This window comes from Xenorhabdus hominickii (assembly GCF_002632725.1).
Lineage (GTDB): Bacteria > Pseudomonadota > Gammaproteobacteria > Enterobacterales > Enterobacteriaceae > Xenorhabdus > Xenorhabdus hominickii.
The window spans coordinates 141,658-165,399 of record NZ_NJAI01000006.1; the positions used below are offsets into that span (position 1 = coordinate 141,658).

The 23,742-nt window shown below is 42.0% G+C and carries 6 protein-coding genes and 4 pseudogenes; 4 read left to right on the forward strand and 6 right to left on the reverse strand.

From position 1 onward, the window contains the following. Nucleotides 1-110: 110 nt before the first annotated feature. Nucleotides 111-633: pseudogene (locus Xhom_RS17600) on the reverse strand (IS110 family transposase); the annotation flags it as partial. Between the two features lie 90 nt (nt 634-723). Here Xhom_RS17600 and Xhom_RS37025 point away from each other — a divergent pair. Next, nucleotides 724-1,147: pseudogene (locus Xhom_RS37025) on the forward strand (IS1 family transposase); the annotation flags it as partial. Between the two features lie 202 nt (nt 1,148-1,349). Next, a pseudogene (locus Xhom_RS17615) lies at nt 1,350-1,562 on the forward strand (IS5/IS1182 family transposase); the annotation flags it as partial. Between the two features lie 185 nt (nt 1,563-1,747). Here Xhom_RS17615 and Xhom_RS17620 read toward each other — a convergent pair. Then, the gene (locus Xhom_RS17620) at nt 1,748-3,175 is read right to left on the reverse strand and encodes a phosphoethanolamine transferase (protein ID WP_232326261.1); all 1,428 of its coding nucleotides are present in this window, start codon (nt 3,173-3,175) and stop codon (nt 1,748-1,750) included. Nucleotides 3,176-3,840: 665 nt separating this feature from the next. Here Xhom_RS17620 and Xhom_RS17625 point away from each other — a divergent pair. Together Xhom_RS17625 and Xhom_RS17630 are read left to right on the forward strand one after the other, a co-directional pair. Further along, nucleotides 3,841-4,262 (forward strand): annotated as a pseudogene (locus tag Xhom_RS17625) (tyrosine-type recombinase/integrase); the annotation flags it as partial. A 1,510-nt stretch (nt 4,263-5,772) separates the two neighbouring features. Further along, the gene (locus Xhom_RS17630) at nt 5,773-6,495 is read left to right on the forward strand and encodes a hypothetical protein (protein WP_069315530.1); all 723 of its coding nucleotides are present in this window, start codon (nt 5,773-5,775) and stop codon (nt 6,493-6,495) included. 242 nt (nt 6,496-6,737) lie between these two features. Here Xhom_RS17630 and Xhom_RS17635 read toward each other — a convergent pair whose 3' ends face one another. The 4 genes from Xhom_RS17635 to Xhom_RS17650 form a co-directional block, all read right to left on the reverse strand. Then, nucleotides 6,738-8,123 (reverse strand): MATE family efflux transporter, encoded by a 1,386-nt coding sequence (locus Xhom_RS17635; protein WP_069315531.1) that lies wholly within the window; start codon nt 8,121-8,123, stop codon nt 6,738-6,740. Nucleotides 8,124-8,205: 82 nt separating this feature from the next. After that, nucleotides 8,206-18,312, reverse strand: a complete 10,107-nt coding sequence (locus Xhom_RS17640; protein ID WP_084022995.1) for an amino acid adenylation domain-containing protein — start codon at nt 18,310-18,312, stop codon at nt 8,206-8,208. A gap of 117 nt (nt 18,313-18,429) precedes the next feature. Next, nucleotides 18,430-19,185: an SDR family oxidoreductase gene (locus tag Xhom_RS17645; RefSeq protein ID WP_069315533.1), complete on the reverse strand. Its 756-nt coding sequence runs from the start codon at nt 19,183-19,185 to the stop codon at nt 18,430-18,432. Further along, the gene (locus tag Xhom_RS17650; protein WP_069315534.1) at nt 19,185-23,498 is read right to left on the reverse strand and encodes an AMP-binding protein; all 4,314 of its coding nucleotides are present in this window, start codon (nt 23,496-23,498) and stop codon (nt 19,185-19,187) included. Before Xhom_RS17650 ends, Xhom_RS17645 begins: the two co-directional genes overlap by 1 nt. Between the last annotated feature and the right edge of the window lie 244 nt (nt 23,499-23,742).

A 23,742-nucleotide genomic window follows, 5' to 3' on the forward strand; every position in this document is an offset into this window, starting at 1 on the left:
ATAGAACACAAATGGGGCGGAGCAAAAGCGATAAGGAGGCAAAAAAGATGTTCAGTTGATGAGTTGTTTACGGAGCATATTGAATATGTCAGGTTATGTTGATTTTTCTATAGATAAAGCGGCAGCACATTCTTTTCCAATACAGAAGACAGACGTTTTATCACGACGATGCCAACTGGTATACTGAGACTAAATTACAGTAAAAACGCCTGCATCTGATTCGTTGTTTTCACCTTATTCCTGACCAGCGACTCCCTGACACTGTGTAATGCCCTCATCGTCTGCTGGTTTTTCGTACTGGGCTGAACAAAACGTATGGCAGGCCGGGATGCTGCTTCACAGATGGCTTCAGCATCAATATAATCGTTTTTATTACTTTTAACGAATGTCCGAACAAATTGGAGGATAAATCAGTTTAGCCGCATGTCTTAAGGCGCTAATCTTGCACGCCATGAAATGGGTACCGGCACCGGCTTCCATGACAACAGTCGCGGAAGGGGTCATCGCCAAAAATTCAAAGAGCTTGGTTCGAGTTAATTTCTTGCGACAAAGTGCCTTTCCATTCTTATCCTGACAATGGCTGTGGAAAGTTTGTTTACCGAGGTCGATACCAATAAGTGCAATACTATTCATGATAATGGTCTTTTCTGAAAGAAAAACACGCTGTCAATATACGGTAACAGAGTGGGGGATGACCATCTCATTAAACTCAGATTCTGATACGTAACTGAAGCCATTTATCCCAGCACCGAAGTGATTGTCTATTGCGAAATGGATCAGCCGTGGTCGTATGTGAAGCCAAAGAACAAACCCCGTTGGCTCTTTTATGCTTACGACAGAATTCGACGAAAAGTGATCACCCCTGTTTTTGGCTCAAGAATAAAGAAAACACTGAAACGTCTGAGGGCCTTGTTAACCCCTTTCAACATTGTGATCCATATGACCGTTGGTTGGCGGGGCTATGAAAACGCTGACAGGAAAACTGCATGTGATCAGCAAGCGCTATACACAGCGCATAGAGAGGCATAATCTGAATCATCGTCAGTATTTGGCAAGACTCACTCGCAAAACCCAGTTTTTTTCAAAATCTGTAGAAATGCGTGACAAATTTATTGGGTATCATCTGAATATTTGGCATTATCAATAAATTTGAGTCACGACCGAGAAAGCGACGGTAGATATTTACAAAGGGATTCAGGTTCTTGTAGAACACAGGAAATAGTTGTTTGGAATGGTCAAGTACAAGATAGAGGAGATATGGTTTGTACAGAAAGTATAGCAGGCTGTTTAGTTTATATAAATGCCGCAAATAGCCAATAGTTACCATTAGGCTGTGTCCCATAATGTATATTTCGTATAAAATCAATGAAAAAGGCAGCACTAATGGCCGCACGAAATTTGATGAACAGGTTTATCATGACCGTAATATTGTCGAATGCTGTTTCGGTTTTCTCAAAGGAAATCGGCGTATTGCAACACGCTACGAAAAAACCGCACGAAACTATCTGTCCATGGTAAAATTAGGCTGTATTCGACTCTTTTACAGGCGATTATTTAATTAAGGGACACAGCCTAGAAATACCTGTTACTCGAAGAGTGTTTATTATCCTATGGGTTGCGGGAAGGTGGCACCCTCAACATTAAAATTGAGTACAAAGAATGAATCAAGTAGTATTGTCGAAATAATACGGTGGATGTATATCTTACGACCACTCTAATAAGTGGTCGTGATTTTTTATACTTTACTTCATTCTACCTGTGAAAATGGCAAAACGGATTCATCTGCTGTTAATACTCTGTCATTATTTCTTTCTTTATTAAGGATTGATGGATCAATATCGTAACCTATAAGATTTGATAATATGTATTTGTTCATTAATCCACTCAAATAACCACCTTCATTTCGGAATGATTCTATTAATTGACAGTTATATTGATGATTATTTGATTTGTACATAAAAGGTACAAGGTATTGCTCTCTACCTTTTTGATAGCCATGTCCTTTATTAACAATTTCTCCATGGTCAGAAGTGTATATTAAAGAGTAGTTAATATTTTTTTTATTAATAACATTATATATATTATTTATAACCCTATCTGTATGATGGATAGTTAGGTCATAGTTATCAGCATTAGGCAGTGCCATTTTATCAGCATCATCGTAATTTTTATAAGGCATATGGCTACCATGTAAATGAATTACAATGAATTTATTTTCTGCATTATCTAAAAAAACTTCATTCAACAGAAAACTTAGGTTGTCATCTTTAAAGTTTGTGAGTTTTATTATATCAGATTTTTTTGCTATAAATCCATATTTAGATGAGTGAAGTCCATTTAAGTCTTGTGAACCCAACCAATACGTTTTGTAGTCGTTTGATTTAGCCATTTCTATTATTGACTTGTTTTTAAATAAATTTTCTTCACTTTCAGGAGAATGGAAAGCAAGGCTCATCGAAACAGAATTTCTTGTTATTGGAGCACTGGAGTGTGCATTATTTTTTATACATCCTCCACTGGAAGAAAATATACGATTCATGTTTGGTGTTGTATTTAATTTGTATCCATATGCGCTATAACGAGTTGATAGTGATGACTCACCCATTATTAAAATAACAGTATTAATTTCAGGCTTGTTTTTTCTTGTTATTGATTTGTTGACTTTATTTATTTCATTAATGTTTGCATATTTATCATTTGAATGACTAGAAATATACAAATAAAAAAAATCACCAATAACAGCGGGATATCTGTCTCTTATAAATAGACCAACTGTTTTATCATCTTCTCTTATATCTGACAATAATTGTTTATCAACGGAAGAAGCACTAAGACAAAACGTGATAAAGAAAATAAAAATAGGTAAGATTTTAAATGTTATATGGTACTGAATGTTTTTTGATTTTTTTCTTATTAGATAAAATAAAGCTACTGTAACTACTAAAGACGGTAATAACATTATGAAAAATAAATGTCCGGCCATAGATAACGATTCTTCTTTATTCGTCTCAATAAATGAATCTAGAACTGATACAGATACTCTTTCACCGAAAACAAGAGAGTAATTTATTTGGATAATAAGAAAGAAAAATAGTGCACTACCAGTCCTGAACAAAATTTTACTCTTTCCATTAATTAACAAAAAAATTGATAAGAGCAGTGCGAAAGTTGACATGTGAGGTATGCTGGAATCTTTTTGAAAGATAAAAATATTCAGTAGATAAGATAAACCCAATATTGCAATAATAGTCAAAATGTACTTGTATGAGATTTTATTTATTAAATTCATGAGTGATATTGTGTAATAGTGATATAAAAATATTATTATACATACATTAATTTATTAAACAAAAAAAAATAGAAGAGCATTTACTTCTTTGATAAAGAAGCAAAAGTGAGGAGCTGTTATTGATTTTATTGCTTATACATTCGATTTTCTATCTTCCACCGCTCTACAATCGCGCTTTGGTTTGACTGGGAAGAGGCGGATATATTGAGTTAGCCTCCATGCCCAGATAAAGAATAAAAGTGATTAACAACACACAAGGGTTGTTGCTATCTCTACGTCTTTTTTATTCCTAATTACCAGTGGGTAGAGTCTGTAACTATTTGTTTTTTATCAAGGTTAATTGATGTTTTTATTAGGATTTTGTTATAACTTATTGATTTTATTTAAAGTAACAATGATTTTAAAGTCTCTCGGTCTTTAGGTTGTTCGGGTTCAAGTTCCGATACGGCGACATACTATAAGTTTTCTGCGTCTACTGTAGTCCATTGGAATCAATATGCCTCTGGGGCATAATCAGGGGTGTCTACACATCTATTGCAGCCTAAATCAGAGGGGCATATCCCTTTGAACGCATTGCTCGTGAATGGTACGCTAGTAACAAACGATGGAATGAAGATCACAGCAACTGGATCATGCGTAGTCTTGAACAATACATTTTCCCCATATTGGTGCTTTCGATGTATGCACTTTGAGAACAAGTCACTTATTAGCCCCTATCAAAGCTGTTGATGCGGATGGCAAACATGACATAGCCTAACGATTACAACAAAGTGTCACTGCTATCATGCATTATGCCGTCCAGAATGATATCCTCGAATCCAGTTCGGCCGATGATATGGCTGGCGCTCTCACTACAGTAAAATCCAAACATCACCCCGCATTACCTCATGAACGTTTACCTGAATTTTTGACCCGTATTTCCCGCTATCGTGGGCGATTGATTAGAATAACCACTATTCTGTTCTTATCTACTATGACTTTTTTCCCTATGCACTCAATGTATTGTCCTGATAAGGTCTAATTATTCTGGCTATAATTAGGATTTCAAACAATCACTCTATTATCGATAATAACAATTGGCTAAATATTATAACAACATGTTCGTCTGGGGGGGGGGACTAAACCTGTTATTACCATAAAAACACGCGTCTGTAACTTGTGCCACACTAAAATATTCGAACATGTTCCTTCGTTCTCGCTTCTCGCATTTCGCTATGTTGTTTTTTTGAGGGCAGGCGCGGCCAATAAATACTGCCGTGCCTGCCCACTAAATACAGTGCTTTTTATGCACCTGCAAGGGATCGTCGGAAAGCCACCAATACTGGTGCTTTGCGGGGTATAAGATCCTTTGCGAGGTGTGCGGATTTGTGCGGGGAATGAACAACTTATGCAAGAGAAAAGTCGTTACATTTTTATAAAGCTAAATTACCCTTATTCATAAGTATCTATAGTGTTTATGAGGGTATTTTATGCCTCATCCATTCACAACAGTTGCTCGTATTAATAATTTTATTGAATACGAACGGAATCGTCGAAGACGTTGGAGTCGAAACCATCATATGAATGAGTTATTTTACTCTGGTCTTGAAGCTACCGTTGTAAATCCACATGATTGCTACCCACGTTTATATCTTACTCATGATATTGACGGTAATCTAATGGTTTTAATCTATGTTCATAGCCTTGGCAGGGATTGACATTATATGACCCTATTACAGCAGTCGGTTGGTATCTGGCTAATGATCATTTGGTATGTTATACCGACGAAAGACTATAAACTTGATAACGCCTGAAACCTCATTTACGACACTTAGTAACATTATTGATGTGATGAATAGTACCTATACCCATTTTATTTAAAATAAATTTAATAAAAATAGTCTGCTATGCATTTCAGGTTTGTTTAGTATATAAGCATAACTGATTTTTAATATTTTATTAATGAAATATATTTATCACAAACTAAAGTGAAGAATTTTTTCTATGACTATTTTTTTCTACAGACATTTTGTTGAAGATAAATTGAATAACGTATGACAATTATCATTATTGATAAAATTGAGTACCTCAGTTTACTCAAAAATAGTTCACGACTGCTAATTAATGGTTGCCATGATAGCATTGATTAGATTTATTCTAATACACAAGTATTATTTAAAAATCTCTATATGAAATAGATACTACATTAATTTTTGTTGCTTTTAATAAAAATATATGAATTGTAGTAAATATTATTTTTTTATTTATTTTGATGTTTAACAGAAAGATGATTTTGTTTTTTGTGTTTTATAAATAGTAGGCATTACAACTGAATTATATGCCTGTCGTCTTTCAAGTTGCAGCTTTGTTGGCTACGTTCACTCACCCCAGTCACATAGTGGCCTATGCTCCTGGGGATCTGTTCTCTTGCCGTCGCGCTGCACTTTGAAATCCATTGGGTATAGAGATCTGTTTAAAAAACAACCTAAATGAGGAAGCTTAATATGAGTAGCGTAAGTATAAAATTCAGTGATGGACGTAATGACGTTGTTGGTGTTGATAATGCCAATGCAATTCTGCGTGAAGTTGGTGTGCGGATTAGTTTGGCATCTATTCCAGAAGAAGCTAAACCTATTATCAAAGTATCAAAAACCCGTGCAACTAACGATGAAGAGAAGAAAAAACTTATTTCCATCTTTAATTTAAACCGTGCAGATTTTCTGGAGCAAATCCGGCTTGCTGGGCGAACTCCAGCAGTTAATCGCGGTGGCTATTTATCTACTACAGAAGTAGATGTTCCCCCTTATCCAAAAGTTTACGATATGAAAGAAATGACAGATGAAACGAAAAAGTACGTACTGAGTAAATTTGGTCGACTGCATGTAAATTCTTCTGAAGATGGCTCCGGAATTGACGAAGTAATGACTGTGATTTCAGGCGGCCCATTAAATTGGTTCTTTGTTCTGAACAATGGAGTGACTGCTAACGTGTTAGTTAATGAAGTTGGACCAAACGATCAGGCTATACGCCTCAGCTATCCGGGATTGGGCCCTCATGGTGGTTTCATTAATGCGGATCAAGGTTTACTGGTGGCATACGCACATGGTCCGGAAACATTTGTGATGCGTTATGAGGATCCCAGCGTAGCTCATTCAGAAATACTTAATACCAATCCTTGGATGGACTTTTCGGGTGACAGGCCGAAACTATTAGATAAGGTAAAATAAATTCGAGCGGCTATTTAAGTCCCAGTTTAAATAAAACCTGTTTTCTGATATGACCGACAGAATTCGGGAAAAACCCACACAAAAAATTTGCTTATTTATGATATAAAACAAGATATTATATCTGTAATTTTGCCAATAATCTGCGGCCGCCTGTGTGCGGCCCATTGAGAAAAATTTATCCTGAAGATTCCTTCACTGTCGTACAAGAAATAGAATCGCATTATCAATGTATAAATAAATTTCTATATTTCTAATTTAGTAGAATTATGCATGCGTTGCCGTAATAGCATTTGCAATCTAATCTGCATTATAAAACAAGCGATGAACAGCCCGGAACACATTCCCCACCAGACACCATCAGGGCCGAGAGAAGACTGCGAGAGCCACCATGCAAGTGGAAGACCGATCCCCCAATAACTCACTCCAGAAATAATAACTGTAATTTGAGCATCCTTCAAAGCACGGAGAAGTCCACATACCATTGTTTGCCAACCATCCAGCAGGCACAGTAGGGCGGCAAACGGCACCAACATTAATGCGATATTTTTGGCTTCGGTTGCCTGATTTACATCTGAAGGTAGGAAAAGGGACAATAATTCATTTGGGATCAGCAGTAAGGCAGTGATGGTAAATAATGACCATAATAGAATTAGAGTGTTTCCAATCCAGGATAAGCTATGTACTTTATGCCAGTTTCCCGCACCTGAAGCTTGCCCAGCACGCATGGAAACCGCATACATCAGCCCTAGTGGCACAGTAAAACTTGTGATGACCAATTGCATGAGGCTTTGATGAGCCGCTAGCGTGATAGCGCCTAAAGCTCCCATTAGCCAGGCACAGCCATTAAACAAACTATTTTCCAGACCCAGTGTTCCCGCTGTAGGTATACCAATTTTAAGTAATTCTGGCATGGTGGCTAAATTTTTGCGGGTTAATCGGGTAAAGATTGGATAGCGTTTGTAGTTGCGATGCAGGCAGAGAATAACAACGAATGCGATTCCCATATAACCATATGTAATAGTAGATGCAATGGCGATGCCATATATCCCCATCATTTGGGATAAAATCAACCCTAAACTACCAGAGAGAATAAGTGCGCTGAACATAATAAAAGGGATGGGCCCCGGTTTACCAATACCGGCGGTGAACCCTCTCAATGCGAGAAATAAGAGGCCAAATGGCATACCCCAAACGAGTATGTGCAAAAATTTCTGGGCTATTTCTACCGTATGTGCAGGTTGTCCAAGCATCAGCATCAGAGGGGTAATATTCCACAAAAGTATTCCCATTCCTAGAGATAAAAGCAGAGCAAGAAGTAACCCACAACGAATAGCAGATACAATATCGCGACGGCGACCTGAGCCATGATAGATAGCAACCAGATTGCCGGCAGCGGAAATGACACCGAATGACAATATATAGCATAAGTAAAATGCCGAAATGGCCAACGCACCTGCTGCCAATACCTGCGGGCCGAGTTGCCCCATCAATAATGTATCGATGAATAAAATCCCACTTTGAGCACATTGGGAAATAATCAATGGCGTCGCAAGCGTCAGAATAGAACGTATATCATCCAGCCAATTAAGGGGCTTAATAATATTCTTTGTGTGAAGGTCTATATTCAAATTTACATCCTTGCTCAACTTGATAAATCTGCCCCACAGAAGAGTAGCTGTGGGGCAGTCTTTTTTTAGCTATTACTTCTGTTTATTGACTACTTTGTTCACTGATAAGCGTGTTGGTTTTAGGTAAAGCACTTTGTTGGGCAAATATCCGGTTGAGGATATTCGCTATCTCCTCGATGTTGCCTTCCTTAAAGATATCATCATGGGTAGCGTTAATACGGTAGGTATTAAATTTCCCCTTGACTAATTCATCCCAATGATTAACAAGATTGTCAAAAATAAGTGGATTGTTGTTTTCTTGCTTTTGTGACGCTTGTATCAGTACTACTCGCCCCGAATAAGGATGTGGCTGATAGTTCATCAGCAGTTTTGGATTGTGCTGTAACTCAACCGAAAAGGCTTTACCAAAAGCACTTTCAGGATCAACACCTTCCTTAGACATGAAATCTTGCAAGGCAATCTCGTCAGGCTGTTGCCAATGGTGATCCGATGCAAAGAAACTATCTATCAGGACAAGCATTTCAACCTTTTGACCCATAGCACGCAATTGTTGAGCCATTTCATAAGCGACTACGCCACCATAAGACCATCCGCCTAAATGATAAGGTCCGTTGGGTTGTGCTTTACGAATTGCTGCAATATAGTGCTCAGCTTGTTGTTCTATGCTGACGAAACGCCCCTGTTTTTGACCAAAAGTAGGGTTGTTTAATCCAAAAAGTCGTTTGCCCGGCATACGTTTGCTTAAGGCAAGGTACGGAAATGCCAAGCCAAAAACAGGATGAACCAGGAAAATAGCTTTATCGGAACCTTTTTTTGAAATGGTTAACAAGATTTCTTTGTCTGGATTCAACATCTCTTCACTAAAAGTTTCCGCCAACTCTTTTGGTGTTGGGTGCTGGAAGATGTCTATGATTTGTACAGGTTTGCCCAACTTATTTTCGATAGTGACGGCAAGTCGCAGGGCAAGTAGTGAGTGACCTCCAATCTGGAAGAAATTGTCAGTAATACTGACCTGTTCCAGTCCTAAAATCTCTTGGAAAGACTCGGTTAACGAACGCTCAATACGCGTGCGAGGGGGTTGGTAAGTGTTGTTTTTGAGGTGTAAACGAGAAACAGCAGGTAAACGACGACGATCCAGTTTACCGGAGGCGTTGAGTGGGATCTCATCGACAGGGGTAAAAGAAGCCGGAATCATGAATTCTGGGATACGTACTGAAAGCGCCTGACGCAGTTGCCCGATCCACTCAGGTGTTGGTGTTGCACTGGAACAAAAGTAGGCAACCAGCTCTTTATCACCAGATTCTTCTTGGTGCATGACAACAACTGCGGCATTAATGCCGGGATAGGTCAACATGGCGGCTTCAATTTCACCTAACTCGATCCTGAAACCACGAAGTTTCACCTGATCATCAATTCGACCGAGATATTCAATATCACCACTGGATAGATATCGGGCATAGTCGCCGCTTTTGTACAACCGCAGAGAGAGGTTGTCTTCAGTAGGAAGCTCAATAAAGCGTTCGCGGGTCAACTCTGGTCGATTGAGATAACCACGAGCCAAACCTTGTCCCCCGAAATAAAGTTCACCGACAACACCAACAGGACATGGGTTTAATTGCCTGTCCAGAATGAAGGCATAAGTGTTATTAATTGGTCGCCCAATCGGAACGCCTCGCACGAAGTCATTCTTATGGTTGGTAATATCGTAGGTTGTTGAGAACGTGGTATTCTCGGTTGGCCCATAACCGTTAATGAGTTTTTCTGGTCCTTGTCCGCTATTTAACAATTCTCGAATATGCGGGACGCTTAAGGCTTCACCACCAATAATGAGGGCACGCAAGGGCCGGAACAAATCCGGGACAGCGGAAACTTGTTGATTGAATAGGCTGGATGTCAGCCACATTATGCTGAGAGATGCTTCACGAATGGCAGAAAACAGTTTGTGAGGATCCAGCACGGTTGTTTTATCCAAAATGACCAACGTAGCACCATTGAGTAAAGCTCCCCAAATCTCAAATGTGGCGGCGTCGAATGCCAGGCTGGATGCGAGTGCGATCCGATCTTTTGGTGATATGTCCAGGAAACCGTTTTCTTTCACCAGCCGTATAATACCTTGGTGTTCAATACAAACACCTTTGGGCAGACCGGTGGAGCCAGAGGTATAAATGGCATAGGCCAGATTGTCCCGCTCGATATTTCTTATCTGTTCAGAAATAGTACCTTCAGCGTAAGGTAATTCGTTAATTGAGTTTAGGTAGATTATTTCACCTTCGAACGCTTTACATTTGTGCGTGGTATCGTTGTCGGTAATCAGACAGAGTACCTCCGCATCGTTCAGGATGAGAGTGATTCTCTCTGCCGGGTAGTCATTATCGATAGGGACGTACATTCCCCCAGCTTTGAGTATTGCAAGGATTGTTACGATGGCTTCCGGTGAAGGGCGTAATAACATACCGACAGGTGTTTCATGCGTGACTCCTTTGAGTTGCAGGAAGTCTGCAAGTTCTGACGATTTTGCATCCAGCTCGGCATAACTTATTGAGCGTTCTCCTGCGATGAGTGCAATGGCATCAGGATTAGTGCTTACTTGTTGTTTAAAGATCGACACAACATTGCCTTTGGCTTTAGATATTGATGCCGTTGGTATGGGCAGTGAACCTGTTTGCAGCGGTATATTTGCCAGCTCCAGTTTCGGTGTATGCGCGACCGCCTGAAGTAAGGTGGCGAAACTGTCGGCAAAGTGACGGATAGACTCTTCACGGAACAGTTCTGTCGAATATTCAAAAGCAAGCTCAAGCCCATGGCTATCTTCTTTGACTGCGAGCAAGAGATCAAAGCGGGCTATTTGCGTATCGACTTCGAAGAATGTGGTTTTTACATCAGGAAGATCGAGTTGCCACTCGTTTTCGTTTTGCATATCAAACATGGTTTGAAACACCGGATGTTGGTTAAGTCCACGTTTGACCTGACAAATTTCCACGACTCTTTCAAACGGAATGTCCTGATGTTCATAAGCATCCAATATATTACTCTTGACGACGTTCAAAAATTCATTGAACTGCATCTCAGGAGTACATTGGCTGCGGATAGCGACGGTGTTAACAAATAAACCAATGGTCTTTTCAATCCCTTGGTAGTGTCGGTTAGCGATAGGAACGCCGACAACAAGATCTTCTTGAGTGGTCAGACGATGCAACTGGGCTTTATAGGCGGTAAGCAGCATCATGAATAGCGTGACCCCGTTCTGTTCGCCTAATTTGCGCAATTGCACATACGTTTCGTAAGGTATCCGGGAGTTGAGTACTTTTCCGTGATAGCCCAGTTGTGCCGGACGAGTATAGTCTGTTGGCAAGGCTAAATAATCTGGGGCACCGGATAGCTTAGCGCGCCAATAGTTAGCCTGGTGTTGCAGATCAGGGTTAGATAGATACTGGCGTTGCCATGTGGCAAATTCGCTATAGCGCATTCCTTGTTTATCGGTTGGCATGGATCTGTTTTTGATGATAGCGCTGTACCGTTGTCCAAGTTCATGCAGGAAGATAGTACGTGACCAGCCATCCCAGATTAGATGATGAACATTCATGAAAAAAACGTTGCGGGTGGGGCTTATCTCTATCAAGCTGGCACGAATAAGTGGCCCATGTTCAATATCGAAAGGTTGGATAGCTTCGCTTTGCAAAGAAACGTTGAGATTATGCAACCACTGGTCATCATCGGCGAACACGTTATCAGCGAATACCTTACCATCAACAAATTGCAAAATATCAGGGGTATTGGCGCTGATATTCAATACGGGTTGCTCATCCTCTTGATTGATTGTTGAGCGGAAAACTTCATGAGATACCAATAACTCACGAAATGCCCGAACGAATGTCTGTTTGTCTAACTGACCTTCCAAGACGAAAGCGATAGGAACATTATATAGCGGCGAGTTTGGTTGCAGTCGGGAAATGAACCATAACCGCTCTTGAGCGAATGACAAAGGTGCAATACGTGAAGTCGTACAAGAGAGTAAATCTGGTGCCATTCCAGCGTGGGTCGGGGAGGCAGAATTTGAGGTACTGTCTATCAATCCTTCAATTTTTTGGGCCAACTGAGCAATCGTTGGTGCATCGAAAATGGTGCGCAGAGGAAGATTGATTTGCATCGAATTGCGGATTTTTGAGATCAACTGTGCTGCGAGCAATGAATGTCCTCCCATAGTAAAGAAGTTCGCGCCGATACTACGTACTTCTAAACCGAGGACTTCGCTCCATAGTGATATTAATTGATGCTGGATATTGGTTTGAGCGGGGCGTTCTTCTTCTTCGGTATGGATGAGGCCCTGTTTTTGAGTATCTTCAATCAGGCGTTTGCGATCCACTTTACCGTTGGACGTCATCGGAAAACTCGGGTCAACAATAATGTGTGCCGGAATCATATAATCAGGCAGTTGGCTGCGCATGTGTTCTTTCAACAGGTTACGATCTACCGAGTACAGTGTCTTGGCTTTCTCCTGCAATTGACCCAAATAATCAAGCCCCTCCAATACCAGTGATGGTTGGATACCAAAATCAACCAGACAGGCGATTTCATCAACGCCGATATCTTTTAATTGGCGTACCACACTCAGACAGGATTCAACGCTGCCGATGAGTGAAGACGTTTTAGAATATCGTTCAAACGCCAGTTCGATGATAGCTTCCGCTTCTTCTTCTGTTTCGAACATCTCCTCTTTACCAAATGATTTCGCCATTTTTTCAAGGGATAAGTGCGCACGCAAATAGTCGGAGAAAGGTTTGCGGCAGATTTCCACTGCATCTGATTCATCCTTCCAGACAAAGGCATGAAGCATTAAGGTAATAGTTTTTTCTGCTGGGTTATGACCATATTCCCGCAGAGTCTGTCGATAAAGGGCGATTTTTTCTTGTAGGACTTCTACTGATTGTCCCAGAAGGTGAGTCAGTAAATTGGTTCCTGTTTTGCCTGCTTCTACAAAGGTGGAAGGGTCGCCTGCTGCGGTAATCCACGTTCCCAGATTTTCCTGTTGTGGTCTTGGATATACACTGACTTCACCGATATTGCCGACACCATCTTTGACAGTGATGGCTTCGCCACGCCACAGCGCTTTAATCGTTTCAATGTGTTCAGCCATGACTTCGCGTCTGTTGGCAAAATTCTCAGGAAGTAGTGCGAAGTCTTTAGGATTCCAACCAGAGGCGAAAGCCAATCCGACTCGACCGTTAGACAAATTGTCGACAACAGCCCATTCTTCAACGATTCGTATCGGATTGTGAAGTGGCAGAACAACACTGCCAGCGCGGATTTGGATCTGATTTGTGATCATCGCGATAGCCGCACCCAAAACGGAAGGGTTAGGGAACTGACCACCGACGGCATGGAAGTGACGTTCTGGTGTCCATATTGCTTTAAAGTTGAGAGTATCAGCACGTTTCGCACTTTCCAGATAGAGCTGATAGCTCTCTTTCGCCGATGTCTCGAAACCCGCAGAGAAGTAAAACAAACTGAAATCCATTGCGGCTGAGGTGTGTTCATGTTTCGGAATAATATGTGCAACCAAGCTGGTATCGCCAGATTGACCTTTGACGGGGATAACAACTGCTTGTTTTACCGCGGGAGCTTGTTCCAGACATTGTTCAATCTCACCCAACTCAATTCGGAAACCGCGTAATTTTATCTGGTTGTCCGAACGGCCAAGATACTCAATACGACCATCTACCAAAAACCGAGCAACATCACCAGTGAAGTAGAGGCGGCCTAAAGAAGCGTGTTCAATGAAACGTTCCGTCGTTAAATCTGGGCGTTGATGATAGCCACGTGCTAAACCGGCACCGCCAATATAAAGATTACCGATCACACCAATGGGTGTTGGCTGCATCTGGTTATCAAAAATATGGATAGAGGTATTGGCGATAGGGCGCCCAATGGTTATTTTATCAAAATCAGGATATAGGCGCTCTGTGGTAGACCAAATAGTCGTTTCTGTTGGCCCGTATACGTTCCATAATTCAGCCCCAGTGCCTACGAGTGAATGAGCAAGCTCTTCACTAAGTGCTTCTCCACCACAGAGGATCTTAAATCCAGTCGGGCATTGCCAGTTTGCTGCTAACAAGAGCCGCCAAGTGACTGGCGTAGCTTGCATAATTGAACAATGGTTTGTCGTGAGAAGCTCTGTTAATCGTTCACCGTCAGAGGCTTCCTCTTTATCTGCAATCAGTAACTTACCCCCCGTAATTAATGGTAGGTACAGTTCCAGGCCCGCGATATCAAATGAAATCGTCGTGACTGACAACAGAGAATCTTCTGCTGTGATTCTCAACCGTTGTTGCATATCGAGAAGCAGATTACTTAGCCCGCGTTGTGTGACCTGAACGCCTTTTGGCACACCTGTTGAGCCGGATGTAAAAATAACGTAAGCGAGATCTTCAGGTTCATTCAGTACGGATAATGCCGCGGTATTTGATTCGGCAATAACAGGCCAATCTGTATCGATGAATAGCGTCTTATCTTGCGGCCAGTTTTGCTGATTTTTCAATGACGCTGAGGTGATCAACACAGTTGCATTGGACTGGGTCAGCATGTATTCGGTTCTGTCTGCCGGGTAGGCAGGATCAATCGGGACATAGGCCGCTCCAGATTTTATCACCGCCATCAGCGCGATGACCATATCCACTGATCGCTCAAGTGACACCGCCACCAATTTGTCGGGTTCTGCCTCTTTGGTTCGAAGGTATTTGGTTTGAAGGTATTTGTTTCGAAGATAATGCGCTAATTGGTTAGAACGCTTGTCGAGCTCTGTGTAACTCAATTGGTTGTCTTTACAAACTACCGCGATGGCATCACAACGAATGCTTGCTTGTTGGCTGAATATTTCGCTGACATTGCGCTCCAAATCGAAATCAGCATTAGTGTCATTCCATTGCGATAACGTTTTATTTTCCTCAGTACTGATGACTGAATGTGTGTGCAGCGCAGCGTTTGGTTGTCGTACGATGGCATCCAATAATGTATTGAAGTTTGCACAGAATCGCTTTATGGTCGCAGCTTGGAACAGATCAGTAGAGTATTCTAATTTGATCTGGGCGCCATCATCGTCTTCCAGTATGGTCATCGATAAATCAAAACGAGAACTGTTTGAATCCACCAGCAGCGCCTGACTTTGGATGCCCTGCATTTGTAACCTGAGTTCATCTCGATGCTGATAATCGAACATTACCTGAAATATAGGGTTAAAGCTGAGATCACGTTCTTGTTGAAGTGCTTCTACCACTCTTTCAAACGGAACATCCTGATTCTCAAAAGCAGTCAGTGTGGTATCCCGTACTTGTTCCAGAAGGGCAGGGAAAGTCAGTTCTCCACGACACCAACTGCGGATAACAACCGTATTGACGAAAAGACCGAATACATTTTCTACTCCCGGATAATGGCGGTTGGCTGCTGGTGTGCCTACGGGAATATCTTCCCGACCGCTATAACGGGCGAGCAAGCTGGAAAAAACAGCCATTAAGGACATGAAAGGGCTTGCTCCCTGTTTCAGACCCAACAGTTTGATAGATTCCAGTGCCTCCTTACTGATTCTGTCCTGATGTAATGCACCACGATAAGAGGTGGATTTAGGGCGAGGCATATCTGTCGGAAGAGGCAGAAGAGCGTCGCTGTTTTGCAGATGTTCTTTCCAATAATGAAGTTGTTTGTTGATATCTGATGACATGATTTGAGTCTGTTGCCAAACAGCAAAATCAAAATAACTGATATCTTGCAACGTAGGAACTTGCAGCGTAGAAAGTGGGGTATTTTCTTCACACTGCCTATTATAGGCTTCTCCCAGTTGGCGAAGATACAGGCTGAGTGACCAGCCATCCGTAATAAGATGGTGGAAAGTCAGTGCCAGATAATGCTTCTGATCATGAATCTGGAACAGGGCCGCTCTCAATCCGCCTTCATTTTCCAAATCCATAGTACGTGTCGCTTCAGCACTGAGTAATTTAGCCAACTCGGCTTGCAGACTGGTGCTATCAAGGTTTGCCAACCATTCACAATGGTAAATTTTAAACTCAGTCATCGCATTAGCTAAGACAAGTGTCACTTGAACATGTTTTTGTACAAATCGTGCACGGAGTAATGGATGATGTTTTTCAACATGAATGAAAGCCTGTTGCAGCTTTTTGATATCTAAAGTGCCATTCAATTCAAATGCGACAGGGATATGATAAACGGCTGAATCGGGTATCAGTTGTGACAGAAACCAAAGCCGTTGCTGGGGGAAAGACAGTGGATAATTCTCAGATTGTGCCTGACGTGGGATCACGATTTCTGAACGGTGTTCTACGTTTGAAGCGCTATCTATCTGTGCTGCTAAGGCACGGATTGTTGGTGCTTGGAAGAAACGCCGCAAACTCAACTCAACACCAAACTGTTTGTTGATGGCTGACAGTAATTGTGTTGCCAGCAAAGAATGGCCGCCCAGAGTAAAGAAACTGGCATCTGCACTAATTGAACTGATAGCAGTGATATCCAGTAGTTTTGACCAATGATGACTGAGCCAAATTTCTGTTTTACCCAACGGGGCAATATATTCATCGGGTGATAATGCAAGAACATCAACGAGTAAGTGCTCAAGCGCTTTGCGATCTAACTTGCCGGAGTTAGTTTTGGGTATCGCATCCAGAAATGATATAAGGCCGGGAACCATATAGGCGGGAAGTCGGGCAACTGCTAACTGGCGTATTTCAGTCAGAATTGAGTGTGAACGCGCGATGGCATCCGGCTTGATGGTAACAAATGCTGTCAAACGTTGGTGGCTTTGCCCGTTTCGCTGAACAGTAGCAGCGGCGTCCTGAACATCAGGGTGGCGTTGTAGCACGGATTCTATTTCACCCAGTTCGATACGGTAGCCGTTCATCTTCACTTGATCATCCCCGCGACCAAGGTAAGCCAGTTCACCATCTTGACGCCAGGCTGCGCGATCGCCTGTGCGCAGTAAAATCCCGTGAAAACCCAGTTTCCGTGAAATATCAGAGTCAGGTTTTATATGTATAAAACGCTGTTGAGTAAGTTCATCTTGGCGGAGATAACCGGCTGATACACTGTCTCCGCCTATATAGAGTTCGCCTTCGATTCCAATGGGTGTTTGCACCATTTTTTCATCAAGAACGAATAAATGAACATTGTCTATGGGATGACCTATAGGTACTGAGAACTCTCCGGCACTTTCACACTGCGTGAATGACAGTGAACGTGTATCGAAATAAGTCACGTCTGCACAGCTTTCGGTCAGACCATATTGGTTAGATAGCCAGCCATCAGGCAGACTGTCGTAGAATCGTTTGCAGATATCGAGCGTCAATGGCTCGCCACTCACAACCCAAAGTTTAGTGGTTGGCACTCGCTGTCCGAGATCAGGGAAAATAGTCAACATGGTGCCCAAATAGGAAGGCACAAGGCAAATTCGATAAATAGAGTAACGTGCCAGCGCTTGCACCAATAAATTGGCATCTTTTACGACGTTGTCAGGTAATAGTTGTAGTGGAACACCTTGACAAAGAGGGCCAAAAATCTCCCAAAAAGAGTCAACCGTCGTGAAAGCGGTGTTTTGGAAACACACTTCGTCAGGCTGGAACGGTTGGGCCTGCCACATCCACTCCAGTCGGTTAATCATTCCAAGGTGCGTGCCCATTACACCTTTGGGCTGGCCTGTTGAGCCTGAGGTATAAATGATCCATGCCGTGTCTGTCTCAGACAATATCGTGCCGGGGTTTTCCGTTGGAAAGTGGTCTAACTGTGTAAGATGACTGACATTGATTACATCAATATCCAGTCCATCAAGAGCTTGTGACGCTGTCTCATCGGTGAGCGCAAAGCGTGTTTGTGCATCCTGAACGATCATTTTGATACGATCGCTTGGAAAATCTGGATTTACTGGTACATAGAAAGCACCAATTTTTAGTAATGCAATTAATGAGATAATTGCATTCACTCCACGTTCGTAGCAGAACAGAACTGAAGTCCCCTTGATAATACCTTTTTTGCTCAGGAAAGAAGCGAGCTGGTTTGCGCGCTGATTCAATTGACTAAAGGTCAACGTATCATGAATGCTAATCAGTGCGGGTTTATTCGCGTGGTATTCCGCACTTCTTTCAAATAAAGCAACGACGAGTTGTCGTTTTGAGCATGAGATGTATTCCATCATTTTATCTTTCTAATTTTCCAGCCGTATCTTTACGGCAATGTTTAGATTATTGGGTACTTATTTGGTTAAAATTTTCTTTGGTCAAAATTTTCCGTTTCCAATAAGGCATGGTGTGACTTAAACACGCTGCCTTGTCGGACGAATGCGGAAATCATCGACATGGACATGGGGAGGGAGTTCCAGAGCGAAATGAATGACATCCGCAACATCTTGGGCGTGTAAGAAAGGTCCTTGCTCGCGTTCTGCCTGCTCGAACCATTCCATATTGTATCCGGCTGTAGCCTGAAATTCTGAATGGACAAATCCCGGCTCGATTAATGTGACGCGAATGAGTTTCTCGCACAATTCTTGACGTAGTGATTCAACCAGAGAATGCAGGGCAAATTTAGTCGCGCCGTATACAGGGTTTCCGGCTGATAATGTACGACCGACAGTTGAACCAATCACAACAATATCCCGGACTTTGGGTTCTATGAGTGCTTGTTGTGAGAATAAAGTCGCGCAAGAGCGTAACTGGTGCATGGCACCTAATAAATTGATGTTAATGAGATCTTGCCACTGCTCAGAGTCGGATGTGGTCAGTGTGCCCGGTAATCCTCGTCCAGCACTCAATACAAAAGCGGTAGGAGTTTGACCGATTTTTTGCTCTGCCAGCGAATGAAGTTGGTCATAATGATTGCTGTCTGTTGCGTCAGCACACAGTCCCACGACAGTGTGGCCCATTTGCCGATGCTCTTCTTCGATTTGGCGAATACGATCAGCTCTACGGCCACTGAAAACCACTGCGGTTTGATTTTGTGCGGCGAGATCTAACACGGCTTTGCCCATGCCAGCGGTAGCACCAGAGATAGCAATAACTTGATGGTTTTTCATTATAACGCTCCTAAAGTTTCAGAATGGCAAACAGTGACATTTTTTATTGTCGAATTAATCAAAGATGGTTGGATAACGTGCTGATCCAGCAAGTGATTGATGAACTTCTCGGCCCATGCATGGTCAAGTGGCTTGAATATAATCCCGTGACGCTCTAGGTGTGTGAGGGTCTTCCTGTGGTTAAATTGGATGTTGCGATCACCTCGTGCTGACCAGAAGTAGCCAATGGCAATATCCTTATGATCTAACCGACCTGATTGACGGAATAAGTGTTCCAGAGAAGGGCTATTAACCTTTTCGATTTGAGCACCGTATCGCTCCAGTACATTAATAAAGGTTTGTATTGGTAATGTGTATTCAGAATCCAGATGGAAAGTTCCACCATTTAGAGATGTATCTAACGATAGTGCAACTAATCCATGAGCAACGATATCGACTGGACTGAGAACGATTTTTTCATCGTAAGAAAGAGGGATCTGACCTAAAGCAACAATACCTTTTAAACTTTGTACTAAGCGGTTGTCTGCGGCATTTCGTTGGAATTTACCGCTTTGAGAGTGTCCGGTTACATTTCCGGTGCGGTAAATAAATGTTTCACTACCCCGGTAAGCGAAATTACGTACCAAAATTTCCGCATCGTACTTGTATCGCTCGTAACTGTTTTGAAACTCTTGGTCTATTTCCAGACTTGTTTCGTCGAAATAGCGTGGCTGTTTACCTTTTCGAGTACCGCTTACAGCGAGTGTTGACATAAAGTGGAGATCTTTGGGTTTGCCCGTTTCCGCAAGGTGAATACAACCTTTTACTGGAGCAAGAATATTGTCATGGGCGATATTGCCGCTGCCCACAAGTTTTGTGTCAGCCGCAAAATGGTAGATTGCGTCTATGGTTTGGCCTAATGACTCCCAGACTAAATGAGTCAGCCCAAGATTTGGCTGAACCAGATCGGCAGAGAGACATTGAACACGATCTTTATGGTGTTGCAGCGTTTCTAATTCAAAGAATGTTTGCCAGGCTTCTTGCAAACGTTGTTCGGCAGTTGTTTCTGATCGGGGACGAATTAAGCAATGAATGCAGGCATCCGTATGTTCCAGTAGTTTTTGTAGAACATGAATACCAATGAAACCAGTCGCTCCTGTGAGAAGTATATGTTTGTATTGACGCTGTTTTTCTTGCTTTGTACGAGTTAATAACGCGGGTAGTGGATTCCAGATTGCCCCAGCAGAGTTGTTGCTATCCAGAATGGCGACACTTTTCTTTTTATAACTCAAAGGAATATGACGCAACAAACGAGCATGTAAGCGCTGTGCCCATGCTAACATTTGCTCATCATTGTATTGCTGACTGTTAAAGTTGATGTCCAGCAGTAATTGTTGCTTATACATGCGACCAGTGAGTTTTAGCTCATGTATACGGTTATTTGTTGTTCCTCTTAAGGACGGGAGAACAACATCGGCTGGCGTTAATTGCCAGTCATTCCTAATGCCGAGTTTAAATTGCCCAGCATAATTAAAGCAGAGTGCGGCTGGAACGGTATTTTCTATTGGTAATAGACCATGAGCCGTACCCAGATGAGGGAGTGTGTTCATCCTATCGTTGACGATAGAGACTAAAACATCATCTGTTTCTTTAGTGATGTCGAATGTAAGCGGGAAAATGGACGTGAACCAGCCAGCCGTACGTGATACATCAATATCAGAACGCAGTGATAAGCGACCATGGCTCTCCACATCCACATTGATAACGGATTTTGCTTTGAGTTGTGCAGCTTCTTCTAGGAATGCGGCCAGCAGGTACCTATCCAGCGTACAATTCCACTTTTCGGCTGCAACTTGATTGATATGTCGGGATTCCTGTTCAGTCAGGGCAAGCCATAGTGTTTTTGAATCTTTTTCCTGCCCGGGATTTAACTCTGTTCTTTCCATTTGAGGCTGTGATTGCCAGTAATGGATGTCATTAACAAATAAATGCCGTTCCGCTTCCAAATGTCGACACCAGTCATCGAACTGGTTGAGATTGAATGACTTCGTTGAAGTTTCCAGGCCGGTTTCAACCGCGTAATGCCTCATTAAATCATCCAATAGCAATCGCCATGTAATGATATCAACGGCTAAATGGTGAGCTATCAGCAGCAAGATCGAAGGACCGTCACAGAAATCAAGTAAGGTAGCGCGACAGAGTTGGCCGGTGTGAAGATCTAATTGTGATTCCAACATTTGATAAGCTTCACGCACGACTGATTCTCTCTCTGACCAAGAGCGGGCAGACGTGTGATCGTGTATAAATATTTTTTGGCTGATTTGGCCGGCAATAAACTGCCACTCTTGTAAGTCGTTACAAAAGAAACGAGCAGTGAGCATTGGGTGCTCTGTAGCAAGTTGCATGAACGCAATGTTAAGTTTGTGATGGTCAAGTTTAATGCCGACTTCTAGAGAGAGTGCCTGAGTCCAGCGGTTTGGCTCTTGCATATTTTGCCGGAAAAACCATTGCTGAGAAGGAGAGCAAGAAGTGACTTCACCGAATTTTTTATGTTGAGCTATTTTATGGTTATTGGAAATACGTAGACTTTCCAATACGCCTTGTACCGAGGGTTGGGAAAGAAAACTATGTGCAGTGAGAGGATAACCTTGAAGCTGTAAATCGGACACCAGTTGAATGGCATCAAGTGAATCGCCCCCTAATTGGAAGAAATCATCATTTATGGTGAACGTAACACCCTGAAGCTGTTTTTTAAATGCGCGTATAACGTCTTGTTCGCATTTATCGGTCGGATTACCGACAGGACCTATTGATTCTTTAGATTGACGCTGTTCGAAATTTTCAATCAATATTCTCTTGATAGATGATAAATCTACTTTGCCGTTGGGAGTCATCGGCATACTGTCAAGATATTCGAAGCGGGCAGGGATCATATAAGAGGGAACTCGCTCACTGAGAGTATGGCGCATTTCCTCAATATTGTTTGCTATACCTGAGTAAGCACACAATAAATAATCGTGGTTATTGTAACGGTGACAGAATGTGACAGCATGGTCGACATCAGTAAGATTGCGTATTTCTCGTTCTACTGCTTCAAGTTCGACCCGATAACCTTTAATTTTGACTTGTCTATCAACCCTGCCGAGAAAGTGTAATGTCCCGTTTGTTTCTCTTCGAACTCGATCTCCTGTGCGGTAATACAAACCTGCATAGTCAGAGAGTTCAATAAAGCGCTCTGCACTGGCCTGAGGCAAATTTCTGTAACCTTTTGCAACAGAAGGTCCACCGATGAATAATTCTCCTTCAGTGGAACCTTTGTCGCTGAATTTACCATCATTCTCACGTAAAAGAATTTGAGTACACCCGAAAGGTTGACCAATCGGTAATGTCAATTCGGAGGTAGAACGTAGCTCCTGAAGTGAAGTTTGATGGATTGTGACACCTATAGTCGTTTCGGTTGGGCCATAATGATTAACCAGACGTTGTGTTGTCAGGTGCTCAAGGCTGGCTCGGGCTAGTTCTGTTTGTAGAGCTTCTCCGCCCAATAAGAGGCATTCTAAAAGTGGTTCATTGTATTTTTGAGCCTGTAGTGCGGTTAGGACAGGTCGCCAATGAGTTGGTGTAATCTTTAAGACCTGAATATTTTTGTCAGAAATAAGGCGGGCAAGGGCAGCAGGGTCTTTGCGTTCTGACTCATTAGCGAGGTATAACGAACCGCCCGACCAAAGAGATAAAAATAGGCAGGTATTACCTAAATCAGCGGCGAGTGTGCTGACATGACCATATATCAGATGGGGCGCTAAGTTTAACTGTTCCGTTAGTGAACGACAATAATGGGTAAGGTTATCGTGGCTAACCTCAACGCCTTTAGGCGCTCCTGTTGAACCTGATGTGTATAATACATAGGCTACAGCGTGACCATCTGGCATTGATGGAAGTTCTGAATCATGTCGGTCTGAGGATGCTGCATGATAAGTTACCCAACGGAAGCCGCTTTCCTGCGCGAACGTTTCATTATCTTCATCGGTGATGATGAAATCAGGTTGAATGGCATGCAACCTTGCCATTGTTTCTTGATGATTGTTACCCGTTTCCACAATGGTATAGGCATGACCTGCTCGCATGATCCCAAGAAGTGTTGCGATAATGGCAGGTTGCCTATTCATTAAAATTGCGATAAGTGAGTCAGGCTCAGCTAATCGCTGATTAATGGATTTTGCGATACTATAACAATGGGTCGCCAATTGTGCATAAGTCATGGCTCCCGATTTAGAATAAATCGCTACCTTATCGGCATTATAAGAAAAGTGATACTCAATTTTTTGCAATAACATTTTTTTCTTTCTGTGCTAGTCGTAAAATTAATAGAAATAGAACTAAGTGATATTTTTAATCACTCAGATATGTTATTTAGCATCAGCATGATAAATGTAGGTGCTTATGGTTAATGGAAATAACTAATATTTAATTTTACATATAGAACTCCCTTGCTTATTTCAGCAATATATAAGTGAATTAAAATAATGATTCAGAAATTTGGTTAATTTTGGATAGTAATGAATAAAATAATTTCCATAG